The organism is Streptomyces sp. NPDC020965 (assembly GCF_044333555.1).
Taxonomy (GTDB): domain Bacteria; phylum Actinomycetota; class Actinomycetes; order Streptomycetales; family Streptomycetaceae; genus Streptomyces.
On sequence record NZ_JBIRRE010000005.1, the window covers coordinates 339,704 to 356,982 of the forward strand.

Sequence of the window (17,279 nt, forward strand, 5' to 3'; positions counted from 1 at the left end):
GGACCGGACCGGCCTCGGTCCGGTCCACCAACCCGCTCCCTGCGCCCGCGCCGACCGAAGGGGTTCCTCTCCATGACCGCCAACACCGAGGTCGGATACCGGTGGCAGGGCGTGGCTCTGCTCCGCGCCACCACGAGCACGGACACCGCCGACCTGCCCCGCATGCTGGACCTGGACAACACTGTGCTCCTCCGAGGCTGGCTCGCCCGGACCTGGCAGCGCGACGATTTTCGGGAGGCGCTGTGGCTCGCCGCGCCCGTGCTGTGTGAGACCGTCGAGGCCATCGTCCAGGGTCAGCAGACCCAGCCCCGGAAAATCCGCCGGGCCGTGCTCTCGGTCGCCTCGTACCTCCTGCGCTGGCAGTACCGTCCCACCCCTCTGGGGCTGTTCGCCGGTACGTCCCCACTCCTCGTCGGGTCGGAGCCTTCGGTCCGATGGGGTACGAAGCTGACAGCGACCGTGCGAGATGATGCCGAGTGGCTCACCGAGATCATCCAGCGCCTCCAGGCCAACCCCGGGCTCCGTGACCGGCTGCCTGTGATCGCTAACGCGCCGGTTCAGATTCGTGATGACCGGCTCGTCGCCCCCGGCCAGCCCGCCGACGCCCATGCGACGCATCTGGCGCCGGAAGAGATAGCCGTTTGGAACACGCGCTCGCTCGCCGCCGCGATGGACGCGGCCCGGGAACCCATCCCGTACGGAGACCTGCGTTCTCTCCTCCGCACCCGGTTCCCACGGGCCGCTGTTGAGCAGATTGACACCCTGCTCCAGGAGCTCGTCTCGCACCACCTCCTCATCACGAGCCTGTGGGCGCCCATGACCACCGTCGATGCCTTCGGGCACCTCTGCACCGAGCTGAGGAAGGCCGATGCGGAGACGGTGGACGGGGTCGGGGACCTGGTGCGGGAGCTGTACGCGATTCACCAGGAGCTGTCCGAGGCGCGGTCTGACCGTACGACGCTCAGCGCCACGATCGAGCGGATGCGAACGGCTTCCTCAATCACCGCGACCCCGGTTCTCGTCGACACGGCCCTTGACTGCGAGGTCAGGATCCCCCAGCCGGTGGTGGACGAGGCGCAGCGCGCCGTCGTGGCGCTCTACCGCACCACCCCGCAGCCGTACGGCTACCGGCACTGGCGCGACTACCACCACGAGTTCCTGGCCGAGTACGGCACCGGAACGCTCGTCCCCGTTCTGGACCTGGTGTCGGACACGGGCCTCGGCCTACCCGCCGGCTACACCGGATCCGTCCGTGAGCGGATACCGAAGCAACTGACGGACCGGGACGGACTCCTTCTCTCCTTGGCTCAGGAAACCGTCATGGCGGGCTGCGACGAACTGGTCCTCACCGACACTGTGATCGCGGCCTTGGCCGAGGCCGCGGGCACCGACGACCGGAAGGTCGTCCCTCGGGTGGAAGTCGCCTTCGAAATCCACTCCGCGTCCACTGCGGCACTCGCCCGGGGAGCCTTCCAGCTCCTGATCACCGGCGTACCGAGACCGGGCAGCAGCATGGCCGGTCGCTTCGCCCACCTGCTCCCCGCAGAGCACCGGGACGCGCTGGCCGCCACGTACACGGACAACACCGGCGGAGTCGCCGCGCAGCTCAGTTTCGCTCCCCGCCGACGGCGCAACGAGAACGTAGCCCGCGTCCCGCGCCTGCTCTCCCACGTCATCCCGCTTGCTGAGCACCGCGAGCCGGACGACGGCGCGATCCCCCTCACCGATCTCGCCGTCACCGCCGATGACCGCAGCTTCCATCTCGTCCAGGTGTCCACGGGCGGGCCGATCACCGTACGGGTTCCACACGCCCTCGAAGCAGCGGTCCAGACCCCGCCGCTGGCCCGGTTCCTCGCCGAGATCGCCACCGCTCGGCACGCCGTCTACAAGCCGTTCGACTACGGGGCCGCTGCCCGCCTGCCGTACCTGCCCCGAGTGCGCTACCGACGCACCATCCTCACCCCGGCCCGCTGGCTGCTGAACGCCCAGGACCTTCCTGGCCGGACGGCCACTGCGAAGGAATGGGACCACGCCCTCGACGCCTGGCGGTATCGGCTTCGCGTCCCGGAGCGCGTCACCATGGCCGAGCACGATCAGCGTCTCCCGCTGGACCTGACCCACAGAGTCCACCGCCACATTCTCCGTACGCAGCTCGACGGAGCCGGTCGCCTGGTCCTGCGCGAATCGCCCGGCGCCGACGCCAACGGCTGGATCGGCCGTGCCCACGAGGTCTGGCTGCCGCTCCACTCCGCTGGGAAATGCGACGGCCCTGCGCGGACCTCGACCGTCCTGGTGGACCAAGGAGAGCCCCACTTACCTGGCGCCGGTACCGTCCTGCGCGCCCAGCTCTACGCCCACCCACGGCGCCACGACGAGATTCTCGACCGGCACCTGCCCCGCCTCCTCGAACGCTTCGGCGCCACCCCGCCGACGTGGTGGTTCGCCCGCCTCCACGACGCCTCCACGTACCTGGACCTGGTGCTCCACATCGAACCCGGCACGTACGGCACGGCGGCCGAACACGTCCATGAGTGGTCCCGCTCTCTCCATGAGAAGGCCCTGGCCTCCAAGCTCGCCCTGACCGACTTCCGCCCACATCCGGGTGAGTACGGGCATGGGCCGGCGCTGGCCGCCGCCCACCGGCTCTTCGCCGCCGACTCAGCGGCAGCCCTCGCCCAGATCCGATTCACCGACCAGAACCCCAACCACTCACCTCAAGCCCTGGGAGCGGCCAGCATCCTCGACCTCGTACGACACATTTCCCCCACCCCCGAAGAGGGGGAGGACTGGTTGATCGAACAGACACCCCAGCGAAGCGGGCGACTGGGCCGGCACCTGCGCGAACAGACACTCAACCTCGCTACCCCAGGAGACCGGGCCGCGCTCACAGCCCTCCCCGGCGGTGCTCAGGTCACCGAGGCATGGACCACCCGTGCCACCGCCGTCCGCGACTACCGGCGAGCCCTCACCGGACAGCGTGATCCCTTGAGTACCGCCCGCCCGCTGATCCGCCAGCACCACGCCCGCGCCCTCGGACCGGACCCCACCGCCGAAGCCACCACGCTACGACTCGCCCGAACCGCAGCACTGCACCACCAGCACCGTAGGGGAACGGGATGACCACCCCGGCCACCGAACTCCTCCAGCGAATCGCCGAACGCCTGGCCGACCCCGTCCCGCCGCCCACGGACGAACCCTGGCGAGCGCAGTCCCTCGCCGAAGGAGCAGCGGGAATCGCCCTGTTCCACATCGAACGAGCCCGCCTCGGCCTGGCACCCTGGAAGCACGCACACTGCTGGATCACCCAAGCAGTGGCCGGAGAGGTCAGCGCAGCCGATACCACCGGCCTCTTCCTCGGGGCGCCGGCCGTCGCCTTTCTCCTGAGCACCACGCCCCCGTCCGTCGAGCACCTCTACGCCGACGCGCGGGCCACCCTGCATCGGCACATCACGGAGCTCGCCCACCGCCGGACCGACGCCGCGCTCGAACGAATCCACCAGGGAGTCCCGGCCTCGTTCGGCGAGTACGACGTCTTCTACGGGCTCACGGGAATCAGCGCCTACCTCCTGCGCACCGAACCCGGGGGAGCGGCTCTGGAACGAGTCCTGGGCTACCTGGTCGCTCTGACCCGTCCGCTCGGCGAAGACCACCGTGGCCTCCCCGGCTGGTGGGTCGACCACGGCCCGAACCGCGAGCACTCCGCCGACTTCCCGGGCGGGCACGGCAACCTCGGCGTCGCCCACGGCATCACCGGCCCGCTGCTCCTCCTTGCCCATGCCCTCCGCCGGGGCGTCGCTGTCCCCGACCAGCCCGAAGCCATCCGTACGATCTGCGACCACCTCGACACCTGGCAGCAGCAGGGCGAAACGGGCCCCTGGTGGCCGGAGCACCTCACCCGCCACGACCTCGCCACCGGCCGCCCCCACCAACTGGGCCCCGCCCGCCCGAGCTGGTGCTACGGCACCACCGGCATCGCCCGCGCTGGCCAGCTCGCAGGCATCGCCTTGAACGACGCGAAACTTCAGGCTGTCCATGAAGACGCTTTCCACCGGACGCTGACCGACCCCACCCAGCTTGCGAGCATCACAGACAACGGTATCTGCCACGGATGGGCCGGCATCTACCAAACGGCTGTCCGTGTAGCCCACGACGCGCACGACCCCCGCCTCCGCACTCTGCCCGCTCTCCTCGGCACCGCCTTCCGGGATCGCGCGCACCCCGCCGGAGACAGGAACCCAGGCTTTCTGAACGGCGACGCGGGCACGGCGCTTGCCCTGACCACCCTTACCGCGCAGCAGACCCCGACCTCGGGATGGGACGCATGCCTTCTGATCGACTGACCCGGACCGACCCGTCCCAGGCCACGGAAGCCGTCCTAGACGTGCTGGCCGGAACCGAGCTCTCCGAGGCCGCCCGCAAAGCAGAGATGGACCCCTCCGACCTCACCGACGCGGTCGAGATCTTCCGGCACGCGGGGACCGAGGCCCTCCGGAGCAGCTCGGCCGACTCCGAGTGGTGGCAGGTGAACCTTCACTTCGCAGCGTGGAGGATGGCCGAGTTCCACTTCCTGGCCGTGATCATGCCGCTCCTGCGTGCCGCTGAGGCCGCAGGGGACATCGACGACCGCCACGACATCCCCCTCGGCCGCCGCGAACTGTCCGTCCTCCTCTGCACCATGATGATGCGCGCCGCCGGCCTCGAATGGTACGAACAGGCCGACGTCTGGCACCGCGTCATCACCGACGAACACCGCACCCCGGTCAACCCCATGTCCCCGGAGAAGCTCGAAGCCATCACCGAGGGCATCGGAACCCTCCTACGAGCCGACCATGACACCCTGCTGCGCCCCGGCGGGTCACTCGAACCCGTCAAGGAATGGGCCGCGGCCTTCGGAGAGACCGGCAGATCACTCGCCGAAGCCGTCCGACTCGGCACACTCGACCGGGGGCTGCGCCGGATCCTCAGCCTCCACGTGATCTTCCACTGGAACCGGATGGGACTGACCATGCACTCCCAGGGCGTCCTGGCGCTGACCGCCCGCACCGTGATCCTGGGCCATTCACAGGATTCATCCCGGCCTCGGAAGACCTCTTCCGGAGAGTGAGGTTGTCGCCGCCCGGAGCTGGCCGTGAGGGCTCACGGAGGATGCGGTGAGGGCTTACTGAACACTCACTGAGGGCTCAGTGAGCCCTCACGGAGCAATCAGTGATCCCTCCGTGAATCACAAAACCGCAGGTCAAGTGGCCCTCAATGAGCCCTCGCGGATTACTCACGGAGCCCTCAGTGAGTACTCCGTGAGGGCTCATGGTCCGGATCTAGGATCTAGGACCTAGGATCCTGGATCTAGGAACTACTGCTGCGGGGCGCGAGCGCCCCCACGTCTGCCCACCGTCTGGTTCCCTGCTCAGGGAGACGGCCAAGGCTCCTGGACGAACGCTGAAACGGATTGGACTGGCCGGACTTCTCGGCTATCGTCCCTGGTCGCTGACCTAGTCCACCCGCGCCGACCATGTCCGCCGCCTACGCCGAGGAACTGCGATATTCGCCCACGACGCTCCGCTCATCGACGGCCTCGCCTACATTTCCACCATCCGCGCCGTTGACCGTCAGACCATACCAGCAGGGCACCCAACTTGTCGTTGTTGATCACCAGCATCACTGGACTTTCCGTCGTGTAAGCAGCGAAGGCCCTGACAGCGCTGAAAGACACAAAGACGCTGTTCAGGGCCTATTCCATCAGCACTCGATGATGTTCACCGCGAGCCCGCCCCGCGCCGTCTCCTTGTACTTGACCGACATGTCCGCGCCGGTTTCCTTCATCGTCTTGATGACCTTGTCGAGCGACACCTTGTGGCTGCCGTCGCCCCGCATCGCCATCTTCGCCGCCGTCACGGCCTTCACCGCTGCCATGCCGTTGCGCTCGATGCAGGGGATCTGGACCAGGCCGCCGACCGGGTCGCAGGTCAGGCCCAGGTTGTGTTCCATACCGATCTCGGCCGCGTTCTCGACCTGCTCCGGGCTGCCGCCCAGCACCTCGGCCAGAGCGCCCGCCGCCATGGAGCAGGCCGAGCCGACCTCGCCCTGGCAGCCGACCTCGGCGCCCGAGATGGAGGCGTTCTCCTTGAAGAGCATGCCGATCGCGCCGGCCGCGAGGAGGAAGCGGACCACGCCGTCCTCGTCCGCGCCGGGGACGAAGTTCATGTAGTAGTGCAGTACGGCGGGGATGATGCCCGCCGCGCCGTTGGTGGGGGCGGTGACGACGCGACCGCCCGCGGCGTTCTCCTCGTTCACCGCCATCGCGTAGAGGGTGATCCACTCCATCGCGTGGGCCAGCGGGTCGCCCTCGGCCCGGAGCTGGCGGGCGGAGTGGGCGGCGCGGCGGCGGACCTTCAGGCCGCCGGGGAGGATGCCCTCGCGGGCCATTCCGCGCGAGACGCAGGACTGCATCACGCTCCAGATCTCCAGCAGGCCCTCGCGGATCTCCTTCTCGGTGCGCCACGCCTTCTCGTTCTCCAGCATCAGGCCGGAGATGGAGATGCCGGTCTCCCGGGTGAGCCGGAGCAGTTCGTCGCCGGTGCGGAAGGGGTACTTCAGCACGGTGTCGTCGAGCTTGATCCGGTCCTCGCCGACGGCGTCCTCGTCCACGACGAAACCGCCGCCGACCGAGTAGTACGTCTTCTCCAGGACGGTGCCGCCGTCGATGTCGTAGGCGAAGATCGTCATTCCGTTGGCGTGGTACGGGAGCGTCTTGCGGCGGTGCAGGATCAGGTCGTTGTCGAAATCGAAGTCGATCTCGTGCGCCCCGAGGACGGAGAGCTTCCCCGAGGTCTTGATCTGCTCCACCTGCTCGTCGGCCGTCTCCACGTCCACCGTGCGCGGGGAACTGCCCGCCAGGCCGAGCAGGACGGCCTTGGGGGTGCCGTGGCCGTGGCCGGTGGCTCCGAGCGAGCCGTACAGCTCCGCGCGGACCGACGCGGTGTGGGCCAGCAGACCCTCGTTCTTCAGTCGGCGCGCGAAGAGGCGGGCGGCGCGCATGGGGCCGACCGTGTGGGAGCTGGACGGGCCGATACCGACCGAGAACAGGTCGAAGACCGAGATGGCCACGGGGAGACTCCTCAAAGCTGTGGAAGACGACGTTGTCCGCCGGGGGTGGTGCGTGAGTGCGGGACGCGCGGAGTGAGAAAGGGAGACACGGGGGACGGGGGAGGACGGTGGGGGCATGGGTGGGGGCACCGCGCGCACTCTCCAGTGTGCGCGGTGCCCCGAGAATTCGTACGGGCGTACGCGTACGAAAGTTCTACAGACCCGGGTAGAGCGGGTGCTTCGCGGCCAGGTCGGACACCCGCGCCCGCAGGGCGTCCGCGTCGTACGACGGCTTCAGCGTCTCGGCGATGATGTCCGCCACCTCGCGGAAGTCGGCGTCCTGGAAGCCACGGGTGGCCAGCGCCGGGGTGCCGATCCGCAGCCCCGAGGTCACCATCGGCGGCCGGGGGTCGTTCGGGATGGCGTTGCGGTTGACCGTGATGCCGACCTCGTGGAGTCGGTCCTCGGCCTGCTGGCCGTTCAGCTCGGAGTTCCGCAGGTCCACCAGGACAAGGTGGACGTCCGTGCCGCCGGACAGGACCGAGACGCCGTGCTCGGTGACGTCGGCCTGGATCAGGCGCTCCGCCAGGATGCGCGCGCCGTCCAGGGTGCGCTGCTGGCGCTCCTTGAAGTCTTCGGTGGCTGCGACCTTGAAGGAGACCGCCTTCGCGGCGATCACATGCTCCAGCGGACCGCCCTGCTGGCCCGGGAAGACCGCCGAGTTGATCTTCTTGGCCAGCTCCTGGGTGGAGAGGATCACTCCACCGCGCGGGCCGCCCAGGGTCTTGTGCGTCGTGGTGGTGACCACATGCGCGTGCGGCACCGGGTTGGGGTGCAGCCCGGCCGCGACCAGGCCGGCGAAGTGGGCCATGTCGACCATCAGATAGGCGCCGACCTCGTCCGCGATCCGGCGGAAGGCCGCGAAGTCCAACTGGCGCGGGTACGCGGACCAGCCGGCCACGATCAGCTTCGGCCGGGACTCCTTGGCGAGCTTCTCGACCTCGGCCATGTCCACCTGGCCGGTGGCGTTGTCCACGTGGTACGCGACCACGTTGTACAGCTTGCCGGAGAAGTTGATCTTCATGCCGTGGGTGAGGTGCCCGCCGTGCGCGAGGTTCAGACCCATGATCGTGTCGCCCGGCTTCAGCAGCGCGAACATCGCCGCCGCGTTCGCCTGGGCACCCGAGTGGGGCTGCACATTGGCGTGCTCGGCGCCGAAGAGCGCCTTGACCCGGTCGATCGCGATCTGCTCGACGACGTCGACGTGCTCGCAGCCACCGTAGTAGCGGCGGCCGGGGTAGCCCTCGGCGTACTTGTTGGTGAGGACCGAGCCCTGGGCCTCCATGACCGCGACCGGAGCGAAGTTCTCCGAGGCGATCATTTCGAGGGTGGACTGCTGACGGTGGAGCTCGGCGTCGACGGCGGCGGCGACATCCGGGTCCAGCTCATGGAGAGGGGTGTTGAGAAGCGACATCTCGGGTCCCTGTCGTGGTCGTGGTCAGTGGCCGGCGCGGGTCAGTTGCCGGCGAATTGGGTGTACTCGTCGGCGGTGAGCAGGTCCTCCGGCTCGCCGTCGATCCGCACCTTGAAGAGCCAGCCACCCTCGAAGGGGGCCGTGTTCACCAGCGAGGGGTCGTTCACCACGTCCTCGTTGAATTCCGTGACCTCACCCGAGACGGGGGAGTACAGATCGCTGACGGACTTGGTCGACTCCAGCTCGCCGCAGGTCTCGCCCGCGGTCACCGTGGAGCCCACCTCGGGGAGCTGGGCGTAGACGACATCTCCGAGCGCGTTGGCCGCAAACTCCGTGATGCCGATCGTCGACACGCCGTTCTCGGCGGTCGACAGCCACTCGTGCTCCTTGCTGTAGCGGAGCTGCTGGGGGTTGCTCATGACCTGAATTCTCCTGTACGCGGGACGTGCGGATGAACGGGCGGGGGGTGGGGGTGTCGCGGAGTGCCGAGGATCACGCCGGGGGCGCGTCCGCGGTACGCCGTACGGCACATCGGCCGGGCGGCACGGCTCCGGAGGATGTGGCGCGCGTCACTTCCGGCGGGTGCGGGCGCGGGTCACTTCTGGCGCTTGTAGAACGGCAGCGCCACGACCTCGTACGGCTCGTGCGCGCCCCGGATGTCCACGGCGACGCCCTCGGTGCCGGGGGCGGCGTGTGCCGCGTCCACGTAGGCGATGGCGATCGGCTTGCCCAGGGTGGGGGAGGGGGCGCCGGAGGTGACCTCGCCGATGACCTTGCCGGCGGCGACGACCGGGTAACCGGCGCGGGGGACCCGACGGCCCTCGGCGATCAGTCCGACCAGCTTGCGCGGCGGGGCGGCCGCGGCGCGTTCGGCGGCGGCGGTCAGGGCCGCGCGCCCGACGAAGTCGCCGGCCTTCTCGAACTTGACCACCCTGCCCAGGCCCGCGTCGAACGGCGTGAGCGCGGTGGTCAGCTCGTGCCCGTACAGCGGCATCCCCGCCTCCAGGCGCAGGGTGTCGCGGCAGGAGAGCCCGCAGGGGACCAGGCCGACGCCCTCGCCCGCCGCGGTGAGCGCCCGCCACAGCTCCTCGGCGTGCTGGGGCGCCACGAACAGCTCGAAGCCGTCCTCGCCGGTGTAGCCGGTACGGGCGATCAGCGCGGGGACCCCGGCGACCGTGCCCGGCAGGCCCGCGTAGTACTTCAGCCCGTCCAGGTCCGCGTCGGTGACGGACTTCAGGATGCCGGGGGACTCCGGACCCTGGACGGCGATCAGCGCGTAGGCGTCCCGGTCGTCCCGGACCTCGGCGTCGAACCCGGTCGCCCGCTCGACCAGCGCGTCCAGCACGATCTGGGCGTTTCCGGCGTTGGCGACGACCATGTACTCGGTCTCGCCGAGGCGGTAGACGATCAGGTCGTCCAGGATGCCGCCGTCCTCGCGGCAGATCATCGTGTAGCGGGCGCGCCCCTCGCCGACCGAGCCGATGTTGCCCACCAGCGCGTGGTCCAGCAGGGCGGCGGCCCCGGGTCCGGTGACGGTGATCTCGCCCATGTGCGAGAGGTCGAAGAGCCCGGCCCGGGTGCGGACGGCGTTGTGCTCGTCGCGCTCGCTCCCGTACCGCAGCGGCATGTCCCAGCCGGCGAAGTCGGTCATGGTCGCGCCCAGCGAACGATGCAGGGCATCGAGGGCGGTGTGACGCGGGGCGGTGCTCATAGATGTGGCTCCCAGGGCAGGCCGACGAGGACGATCCTCCCCATCTGTCATCGGAACCTGAGAGGTTCGTCGCGACCACGCGGACAGGTGGTCGTGACTTGCACCTTGGGTGGAGCCGCTCGACAGCGGCCCGCTTTTCAGATCTGCCTCATCGCACGCGGTACGGGGCCTGAGAGATTCAAGGGAGGAACTTGCTCCTTCGGCGCCCGGCACCTGGGTGCCCGGGACTCTCCCGCGTGGATTCAAGCGGCCTGTATGCAGTTTTCGGGCACATCATTGCACGCCTCGCGGCCCGGTGGGGGGTGTGGTGGCGATCGTTCCGATCGGGCCCGCGATCGGGCGGCCAGGAGGGGGCGCCACGCCGCTACATGACGCGCCTCAGCAGCAAATCGGTTGTGTCCCATTACCATTTCTTTACGCTTCATGGGCAAGTGTGTGGGTGACCTGACATGGGGGAGGGTGTGATGACGTTGCAGCACTCCGGTGCCTACGCCACGACCACGGGGGTGCCCGCGCCACCACGGGCACCCGTCCGGGAACTGCTGGGGGAGCCCGCGCCCGTCCTGCGGGACCTGCGGGGGCGCGGGGGGCGCGGCACGCGGTCCCTGATGTTCGGAGCGGGTGATGTGGTGGTGGTCTCCGGACTGCCGGGCAGCGGGAAGTCCACCCTGATCCGGCGCGCGGCGAGCGGCTGCCGCATCGACTCGCAGGACACCCGGGACCGCTGGGACGCGAAGACGCCGCGATTCCTGCCGTACGCCGCCTACCGTCCCTTTGTGCGATTCGCGCACTACGCCGGGTTGCGGCGGGCCCTGCGCTCCGGCGAGAGCGTCGTGGTGCACGACTGCGGCACCCAGACATGGGTGCGCCGCTGGCTGGCCCGGCACGCGCGGCGCCGGGGCGTCGCGCTCCATCTGGTGCTCCTCGACGTCCCGCCGAAGGTGGCGCGGCAGGGACAGCGCGAGCGCGGCCGGGGAGTCTCCGGGTACGCCTTCGCCCGGCACCGGCGCGCGGTGGGCCGGCTGATCGCCGACGCCTGCGCCGGCCGGTTGCCGCGCGGGTGCACTTCGGCGGTGCTGCTGGACCGTGACGCGGCGACGCTGCTGCGGCGGGTGGGCTTCGAGACCCGGGCGCGCTGAGCCGCCCCCCGTCCCCGCTCCCGCCGCCTCCTCCCGCGTGCTCCTCCGGCCTCCTCCCGCGTGCTCCTCCGGCCTCCTCCCGCGCCCTCCTCCCGCGCCTGCTCCTTGTGGCGGCCCGCCGCACACCCCGGCCGGGGCGGGCGGCGGGCCGCCACGCCCTCCGACGGCACTAAAGTCGGGGGCGTAGCTGTAGGGACAGCCGGCTGGGGAGCCGGGGGAGAGGGCCGGCGCATGACCATTCCGGAGCAAGCACTTCCGCATCCGTCCGGCGGCGGCGACTGGCCCGCCAACGAACTCGAAGAGGTGCTCGCCGCCTCGATCGGCACCCCCGCCGCCGGGGGGCGGCTCATCGAGGTGCTCGGCCGCAGCCGCCTCTGGGTGCCGCTGCCCAACGGCGGTTCCCCCGAGAGCCGCGAACTGGATCTCCCCACCCTGGAGATCGACGGCGGCGCGTACGTCCCCGTCTTCAGCTCCGAGCGGCAGTTCCTGGCCTGCGTCGGCGGCCATATGCCCTTCACCGTCGCGCCCGCCCGCGAGTTCGCCCGCGGCCTCCAGCCCCAGCTCGGTATCGCCGTGAACCCCGGCGGCACGGTCGGCGCCCCGCTGCCGCCCACCGCCGTCGCCGAGCTGTGCCGGGCCGGCCGCACCCCGCTCGACGGCGCCGACAGCGGCGGCCGGGTGCGGCTGTTCGAACCGGACTGGCAGGAGGACCCGCTGGACTTCCTCACCGCCGCGGCCGAGGAGTTCCGGGTGACCGGCGCCGTCCTCACCGCACGCCGGGCGCTCGCCTCCGTCGAGGGCGATCCACCGGCCCTCTTCATCGGCGTCCAGCTCGCGACCACGCACGCCCAGACGATCCAGCCGGACCCGCTGTCCCACGCGCCCCAGGGCACCGACATCCGCACCGCCCCGCTGGACGCCCTCGGCCGGGCCCTCGGCCGGGCCCCGGTCGGCTGGCCCGTCAACCTCGTACTCCTGGACGTGGCCCAGGACCCGGTCACCGACTGGATCCTGAACCGGGTGCGCCCCTTCTACCAGCGGGATCACGGATAGCGCTCGCCGCCGTCAAGTCGGCGTCAGGGGCGCCGATTAAGCTGGTTCCACGGTCTGACCTCCCACCTGCTGGAGGTTGTGGGGAATCGCGAGTCGAAAGAGGGGCGGGAACCAGGGTGAGCGCGTCAGGCACCGCGGCGGCCGGGCACGTCGAGCACATGCTGCGCCAGGTGACCCCCGGGCGCTATGACGCGTACGAGGCGTTGCTGAAGGCGCTCGCCGACCCGGCACACGGCCAGGTCTGGATGCTGCTCTGGCACGGCGGCCCCGGTTCCCCCGACGCGCAGTACGGGAACATGGAGATCGACGGCGTCGGCTACGCCCCCTGTGTCACCTCCGCGCAGGAGCTGGCCGTCTCCGGCTGGAACCGGGGCCATGAGGTCGTCGGCGGGCTCGACATCGCCCGCGCCCTCTACCCCGACCGCTGGGGGATCTGGCTCAACCCGCACGCCCCCGGCGGCGGGGTCGGCATCCCCTGGCCCGATCTGCGGCGGATCGCCACCGGACTCGACCGGATGCCGGCCGGACCGCTGCGGCTCTCCGAACCCGCCATCGAGATCCCGCAGTTCTACGCCGTGCTCTCGCGCAACGCCCACCACACCGCGCCGATCCGCTCGCTGCGCCGCGCCTGGGTGCAGCCCGCGCTCGGCGCCCCGTATCTCGTCATCGGGCTCGACCTGTACGACACCGGCCGGCAGTCGGTGGACGCGGTCCGGGCGATGATGCAGCAGTCGATCGCGGCGGTCCCGGAGGGGCTGCCGGTCTCGACGGTCGCGATGTCCGACGAGTACGACCCGGTGACGATGTGGCTGCGGGCCAACGCCCGCCCGTTCTACGACCGGGAGGCCCATGCGCCTCCGGGCGCGGCAGGTGGTTACGGCTACCCCCCGGCCCCCGGCCACTGACCCGGTCGCCCCCCTGCCCCACCGGCCCGGTCCCCTGACGCGGTCGCCACCCCCGTCACCCTGACCCGTTCACCCGGACCCGGTCTCTGCCCCGGCCACCCCGGCCCGGTCGCCGACCCGCCCGCGCGACCTGCCCCGGGACCCGCTCCGCGATCTCCGCGTCCTTCTCCGGCCGCGCCCCGCACCCCAGGGTTGGTTTTCGGCCGCCCAGCGCCCCCGCCGCCCCCGCCGTGCACCGGCCGGCCGCGCCCCCGACACCTCGTGCGGACCTGACGAGGGGCCTCGCCTCCCCCGTACGCCCCGCGCGTCCAGGACCGCCGCCGCTCCGCTCCGCGGCGCCGTCACGATCCCTGCGGGCACTCGGCCGGGGAGTGATTCCGCGTCCCCCGAACCGTCCGGCCGGGAGGTCTCCCGCCGTCGCGAACGCGGTCGGGGGCGTGCGCCCGCGCATCGCTATTTCGCTCACCGCTTCGCATATCGGAATAGCGCCCTTTTTGCCGCGCTCGGTGTTCTGGTGCCTCCGTTCCTTTTCTCCCTCAATTCACGTAGTTGGGCCGCTCGGCGGCCCGGATATTTCCGGCCACATACCGGTCCGTATAGCGGGAACTGTCTCAACTATCTTCCGATATGGGGCAGATGGCGTCCCGCTCAGTCACGGGCATCGTCCGGATAACGGAATCCCTCTACACGCATCACGTTTGGGCAACCATTCCCGATGAGGGCTGGCGGGTGATCGCGCGACCGTTGAAGACTCCCGGTCAGCAAGGGGGATTAACCCCCGGGTACGGCGCGCTTCACCGGTACTTCTCGTATCAAACGCATCAGGCGCACCAGTTGTTGTTGTGAACGAAGCCGCTCCCGGCGGCGGGTACGGGCCGATCGCCTTCGGCCGAGAGGGGTCCCCACCACGATGACGGCACCATTGCACGACACCAGCGCGGACGCGGAGAAGACCGCGCCCGCCGATGTCGCGGGCCCCGCGGTCAGGAAGTCGGTCGAAGGGCGCTCGCTGCGGCAGATCGCCTGGAGCCGTCTCAAGCGGGACAAGCTCGCGCTCGCCGGAGGCATCGTTGTCATCCTCCTGGTGCTCGTCGCGATCTTCGCGCCGCTGATCGTGAGCCTGTTCGGCCACCCGCCCAACCAGTTCCACCAGGACAAGATCGACCCGCTCTTCGGCACGCCCACCGGGTCCTTCGGCGGCATCAGCTCCGAGCACCTCCTCGGTGTGGAACCGGGCAACGGCCGCGACGTCTTCAGCCGGATCGTCTACGGGGCGCGGATCTCGCTCCTGGTGGCCTTCCTCGCCGCCATGGTCGCCGTCCTCCTCGGTACCGTGCTCGGCATCGTCGCCGGCTACTTCGGCGGCTGGGTCGACTCGGTCATCAGCCGGGTGATGGACATGCTGCTGGCCTTCCCGCAGCTCCTCTTCATCATCTCGCTGGTCTCGGTCCTCCCCAACGATCTGCTCGGCATGACCGGCAGCAGCGTCCGCATCGCCATCCTGGTCGCCGTGATCGGCTTCTTCGGCTGGCCGTACGTGGGGCGCATCGTCCGCGGCCAGACCCTCTCGCTGCGCGAGAAGGAGTACGTCGAGGCCGCCCGCAGCCTGGGCGCCGGCCAGCGGTACGTGCTGTTCAAGGAGCTGCTGCCCAACCTGGTCGCCCCGATCACCGTCTACGCCACGCTGATGATCCCCACCAACATCCTCACCGAGGCCGCGCTCAGCTTCCTCGGCGCGGGCGTGAAACCGCCGACCGCTTCGTGGGGGCAGATGCTCTCCACGGCGGTGGACACCTACCAGTCCGATCCGACCTTCATGGTCGTCCCCGGCCTGGCGATCTTCGTGACGGTACTGGCCTTCAACCTCTTCGGCGACGGCGTGCGCGACGCGCTCGATCCCAAGGGCACCCGTTGATCCAACTGAACGCGCCCCTGCCACAGATGGCCGGCGGCTCCCCGAAGGTCCCCGGCACGCAGCAGGGAACCGCGCTAACCCGGAGGTTGCAGGAACAATGACACCGACACCCCTGAGCTCGTCGAGGACCAGGCGTATCGCCGGAGCGGCGCTCGTCGTGGCCGCCCTCACGGCCACCGCGGCGTGCGGTGGCGGCGGTTCCAAGGACAAGGACGGCGGCGGCGACGGCAAGGCCGCCGGGTACAACGCCGGTGTGAAGGGCGTCGCCAACGCCTCCGCCAAGAAGGGCGGCACGCTCAAGTTCATCGGCAAGCAGGACTTCGACTCCACCGACCCGCAGCGTCAGTACTACGGCATGGCCTGGGACTTCTCCCGGTTCTACGCGCGCCAGTTGATCTCCTACGCGCCCAAGCCGGGACCGGCCGGTGCCGAACTGGTGCCCGACCTCGCCAAGGCCAAGGGCGTCGTCTCCAACGCCGGCAAGACCTACACGTACCAACTGCGCGAGGGGATCACCTGGGAGGACGGCACGCCGATCACCTCCCAGGACATCAAGTACGGCATCCAGCGCACCTGGGCCACGGACGTCATCACCGGCGGCCCGGCCTATCTGCGCCAGGTCCTCGACCCCAAGGGCGCGTACAAGGGCCCGTACAAGGACACCACCCCGGACAAGCTCGGTCTGGGGGCCATCCAGACCCCGGACGCCAAGACCATCGTCTTCAATCTGGCCACGGCCAACAGCGACTTCGAGCAGATGCTCGCCATGCCGTCCGGCTCCCCGGTGAAGAAGGAGAAGGACACGGCGGGCAAGTACCAGCTGAAGCCGTTCTCCTCGGGCCCGTACAAGTTCGAGTCGTACACCCCGAAGAAGGGTGCCGTCCTCGTCCGCAACGACAAGTGGCAGAAGGCGTCCGACCCGATCCGTGCCGCCCTGCCGGACAAGATCACGGTGACGATCAACTCGAACATCGAGGCGATCGACCAGCTGCTGATCAAGGGTGAGTACGACGTCGACCTGAACGCCACCGGGATGTCCCAGGCCGGCCGCACCACCGCCCTCAAGCAGCACAAGGGCAATGTCGACAACATCGAGACCAGCTTCATCCGCTATGTCGACATCGCGACCAAGGTTGCGCCGTTCAACAACGTCGAATGCCGCAAGGCGGTCATCTACGCGGCCGACTACAAGTCGATGCAGACGGTCCGCGGCGGCCCGGAGGCCGGTGGTGACATCGCCACCAACATGCTGCCCAAGTCCATCAAGGGCTCGGACGACTACGACCCGTACGGCATCCTCGCCCGCGACGGAAAGCCGGACGTGGCCAAGGCCAAGGCGGCCCTGAAGGCGTGTGGCAAGCCGGAGGGCTTCGCCACCACCATCAGTGCCCGCAGCAACAACCCCGGCGAGGTCCAGACGGCTGAGGCGCTCCAGCAGTCCCTCCAGGCCGTCGGCATCAAGGCCGAGGTCGACCCGATCGACGGCGCCGAGTCCTCCAGCATCACCGGTTCGCCCGCCGTGGTGAAGCAGCGCGGTCTCGGCCTGGTCATGACCGGCTGGGGTCCGGACTTCCCGACCGGCCAGGGCTTCTCGCAGCCGCTGGTCGACGGTCGCTTCATCGCCCCGAACGGCAACTACAACGTCTCCGAGACCAACGACCCGAAGATCAACAAGTTCTTCGACGACGCGCTCCGGGAGACCGACGTCGACAAGGCCGGTGAGATCTACAAGCAGATGAACCACGCCGTCGCCGACCTCGCCGTGCAGATGCCGTTCATCTACGAGAAGAACTTCACCTGGCGCAGCTCGCGGCTGACGAACGCCTACTCCACGGCGGCGTACAACGGCCGGTACGACTACGTCTCGCTGGGCGTCGTCAAGTAGTCCCCGCCCCACCACGCCCCACCCCTCGCTGAACCGCTCCCACGGCATCACGACCACGCGGAGCGGCCCCCGTGGAGCACTCCTGCAAGGGACTGCTCCACGGGGGGCTCTCGT

At 69.8% G+C, this 17,279-nt stretch carries 12 protein-coding genes and 1 riboswitch; of the genes, 8 read left to right on the forward strand and 4 right to left on the reverse strand.

What is annotated here, in order from left to right:
- Positions 1–72 precede the first annotated feature (72 nt).
- The 3 genes from ACH4S7_RS17970 to ACH4S7_RS17980 are packed head-to-tail and all read left to right on the forward strand — an operon-like array spanning position 73 to position 5,104.
- Complete coding sequence (locus ACH4S7_RS17970; RefSeq protein ID WP_398522163.1) at positions 73–3,120, forward strand: lantibiotic dehydratase; 3,048 nt, start codon at positions 73–75, stop codon at positions 3,118–3,120.
- Entirely contained in the window at positions 3,117–4,340 is a 1,224-nt protein-coding gene (locus tag ACH4S7_RS17975; RefSeq protein WP_398522164.1) for a lanthionine synthetase C family protein, read from the forward strand. Before ACH4S7_RS17970 ends, ACH4S7_RS17975 begins: the two co-directional genes overlap by 4 nt.
- Positions 4,322–5,104, forward strand: coding sequence for a thiopeptide-type bacteriocin biosynthesis protein (locus ACH4S7_RS17980; protein WP_398522165.1), 783 nt, complete (start codon positions 4,322–4,324; stop codon positions 5,102–5,104). Before ACH4S7_RS17975 ends, ACH4S7_RS17980 begins: the two co-directional genes overlap by 19 nt.
- A 632-nt stretch (positions 5,105–5,736) precedes the next feature.
- Here the strand turns inward: ACH4S7_RS17980 and ACH4S7_RS17985 are convergent.
- The 4 genes from ACH4S7_RS17985 to gcvT form a co-directional block, all read right to left on the reverse strand.
- Complete coding sequence (locus ACH4S7_RS17985; RefSeq protein WP_398522166.1) at positions 5,737–7,104, reverse strand: L-serine ammonia-lyase; 1,368 nt, start codon at positions 7,102–7,104, stop codon at positions 5,737–5,739.
- A gap of 193 nt (positions 7,105–7,297) precedes the next feature.
- The gene (glyA, locus tag ACH4S7_RS17990) at positions 7,298–8,557 is read right to left on the reverse strand and encodes a serine hydroxymethyltransferase (RefSeq protein WP_398522167.1); all 1,260 of its coding nucleotides are present in this window, start codon (positions 8,555–8,557) and stop codon (positions 7,298–7,300) included.
- A gap of 41 nt (positions 8,558–8,598) precedes the next feature.
- Positions 8,599–8,976: a glycine cleavage system protein GcvH gene (gene gcvH / locus ACH4S7_RS17995; RefSeq protein WP_398522168.1), complete on the reverse strand. Its 378-nt coding sequence runs from the start codon at positions 8,974–8,976 to the stop codon at positions 8,599–8,601.
- 176 nt (positions 8,977–9,152) lie between these two features.
- The gene (gene gcvT / locus ACH4S7_RS18000; RefSeq protein WP_398522169.1) at positions 9,153–10,268 is read right to left on the reverse strand and encodes a glycine cleavage system aminomethyltransferase GcvT; all 1,116 of its coding nucleotides are present in this window, start codon (positions 10,266–10,268) and stop codon (positions 9,153–9,155) included.
- Positions 10,269–10,416: 148 nt separating this feature from the next.
- Positions 10,417–10,513, reverse strand: a riboswitch (glycine riboswitch).
- Positions 10,514–10,732: 219 nt separating this feature from the next.
- Between gcvT and ACH4S7_RS18005 the strand changes: the two genes are divergently transcribed.
- From ACH4S7_RS18005 to ACH4S7_RS18025, 5 genes are all read left to right on the forward strand, one after another.
- Complete coding sequence (locus tag ACH4S7_RS18005; protein ID WP_398522170.1) at positions 10,733–11,407, forward strand: AAA family ATPase; 675 nt, start codon at positions 10,733–10,735, stop codon at positions 11,405–11,407.
- Between the two features lie 231 nt (positions 11,408–11,638).
- Positions 11,639–12,460 (forward strand): enhanced serine sensitivity protein SseB, encoded by an 822-nt coding sequence (locus ACH4S7_RS18010; RefSeq protein ID WP_398522171.1) that lies wholly within the window; start codon positions 11,639–11,641, stop codon positions 12,458–12,460.
- 116 nt (positions 12,461–12,576) lie between these two features.
- Positions 12,577–13,365, forward strand: coding sequence for an enhanced serine sensitivity protein SseB C-terminal domain-containing protein (locus ACH4S7_RS18015; protein WP_398522172.1), 789 nt, complete (start codon positions 12,577–12,579; stop codon positions 13,363–13,365).
- A gap of 910 nt (positions 13,366–14,275) precedes the next feature.
- Positions 14,276–15,280 (forward strand): ABC transporter permease, encoded by a 1,005-nt coding sequence (locus tag ACH4S7_RS18020; protein WP_398522173.1) that lies wholly within the window; start codon positions 14,276–14,278, stop codon positions 15,278–15,280.
- Positions 15,281–15,377: 97 nt separating this feature from the next.
- Positions 15,378–17,165 (forward strand): ABC transporter substrate-binding protein, encoded by a 1,788-nt coding sequence (locus ACH4S7_RS18025; RefSeq protein ID WP_398522174.1) that lies wholly within the window; start codon positions 15,378–15,380, stop codon positions 17,163–17,165.
- Positions 17,166–17,279 lie beyond the last annotated feature (114 nt).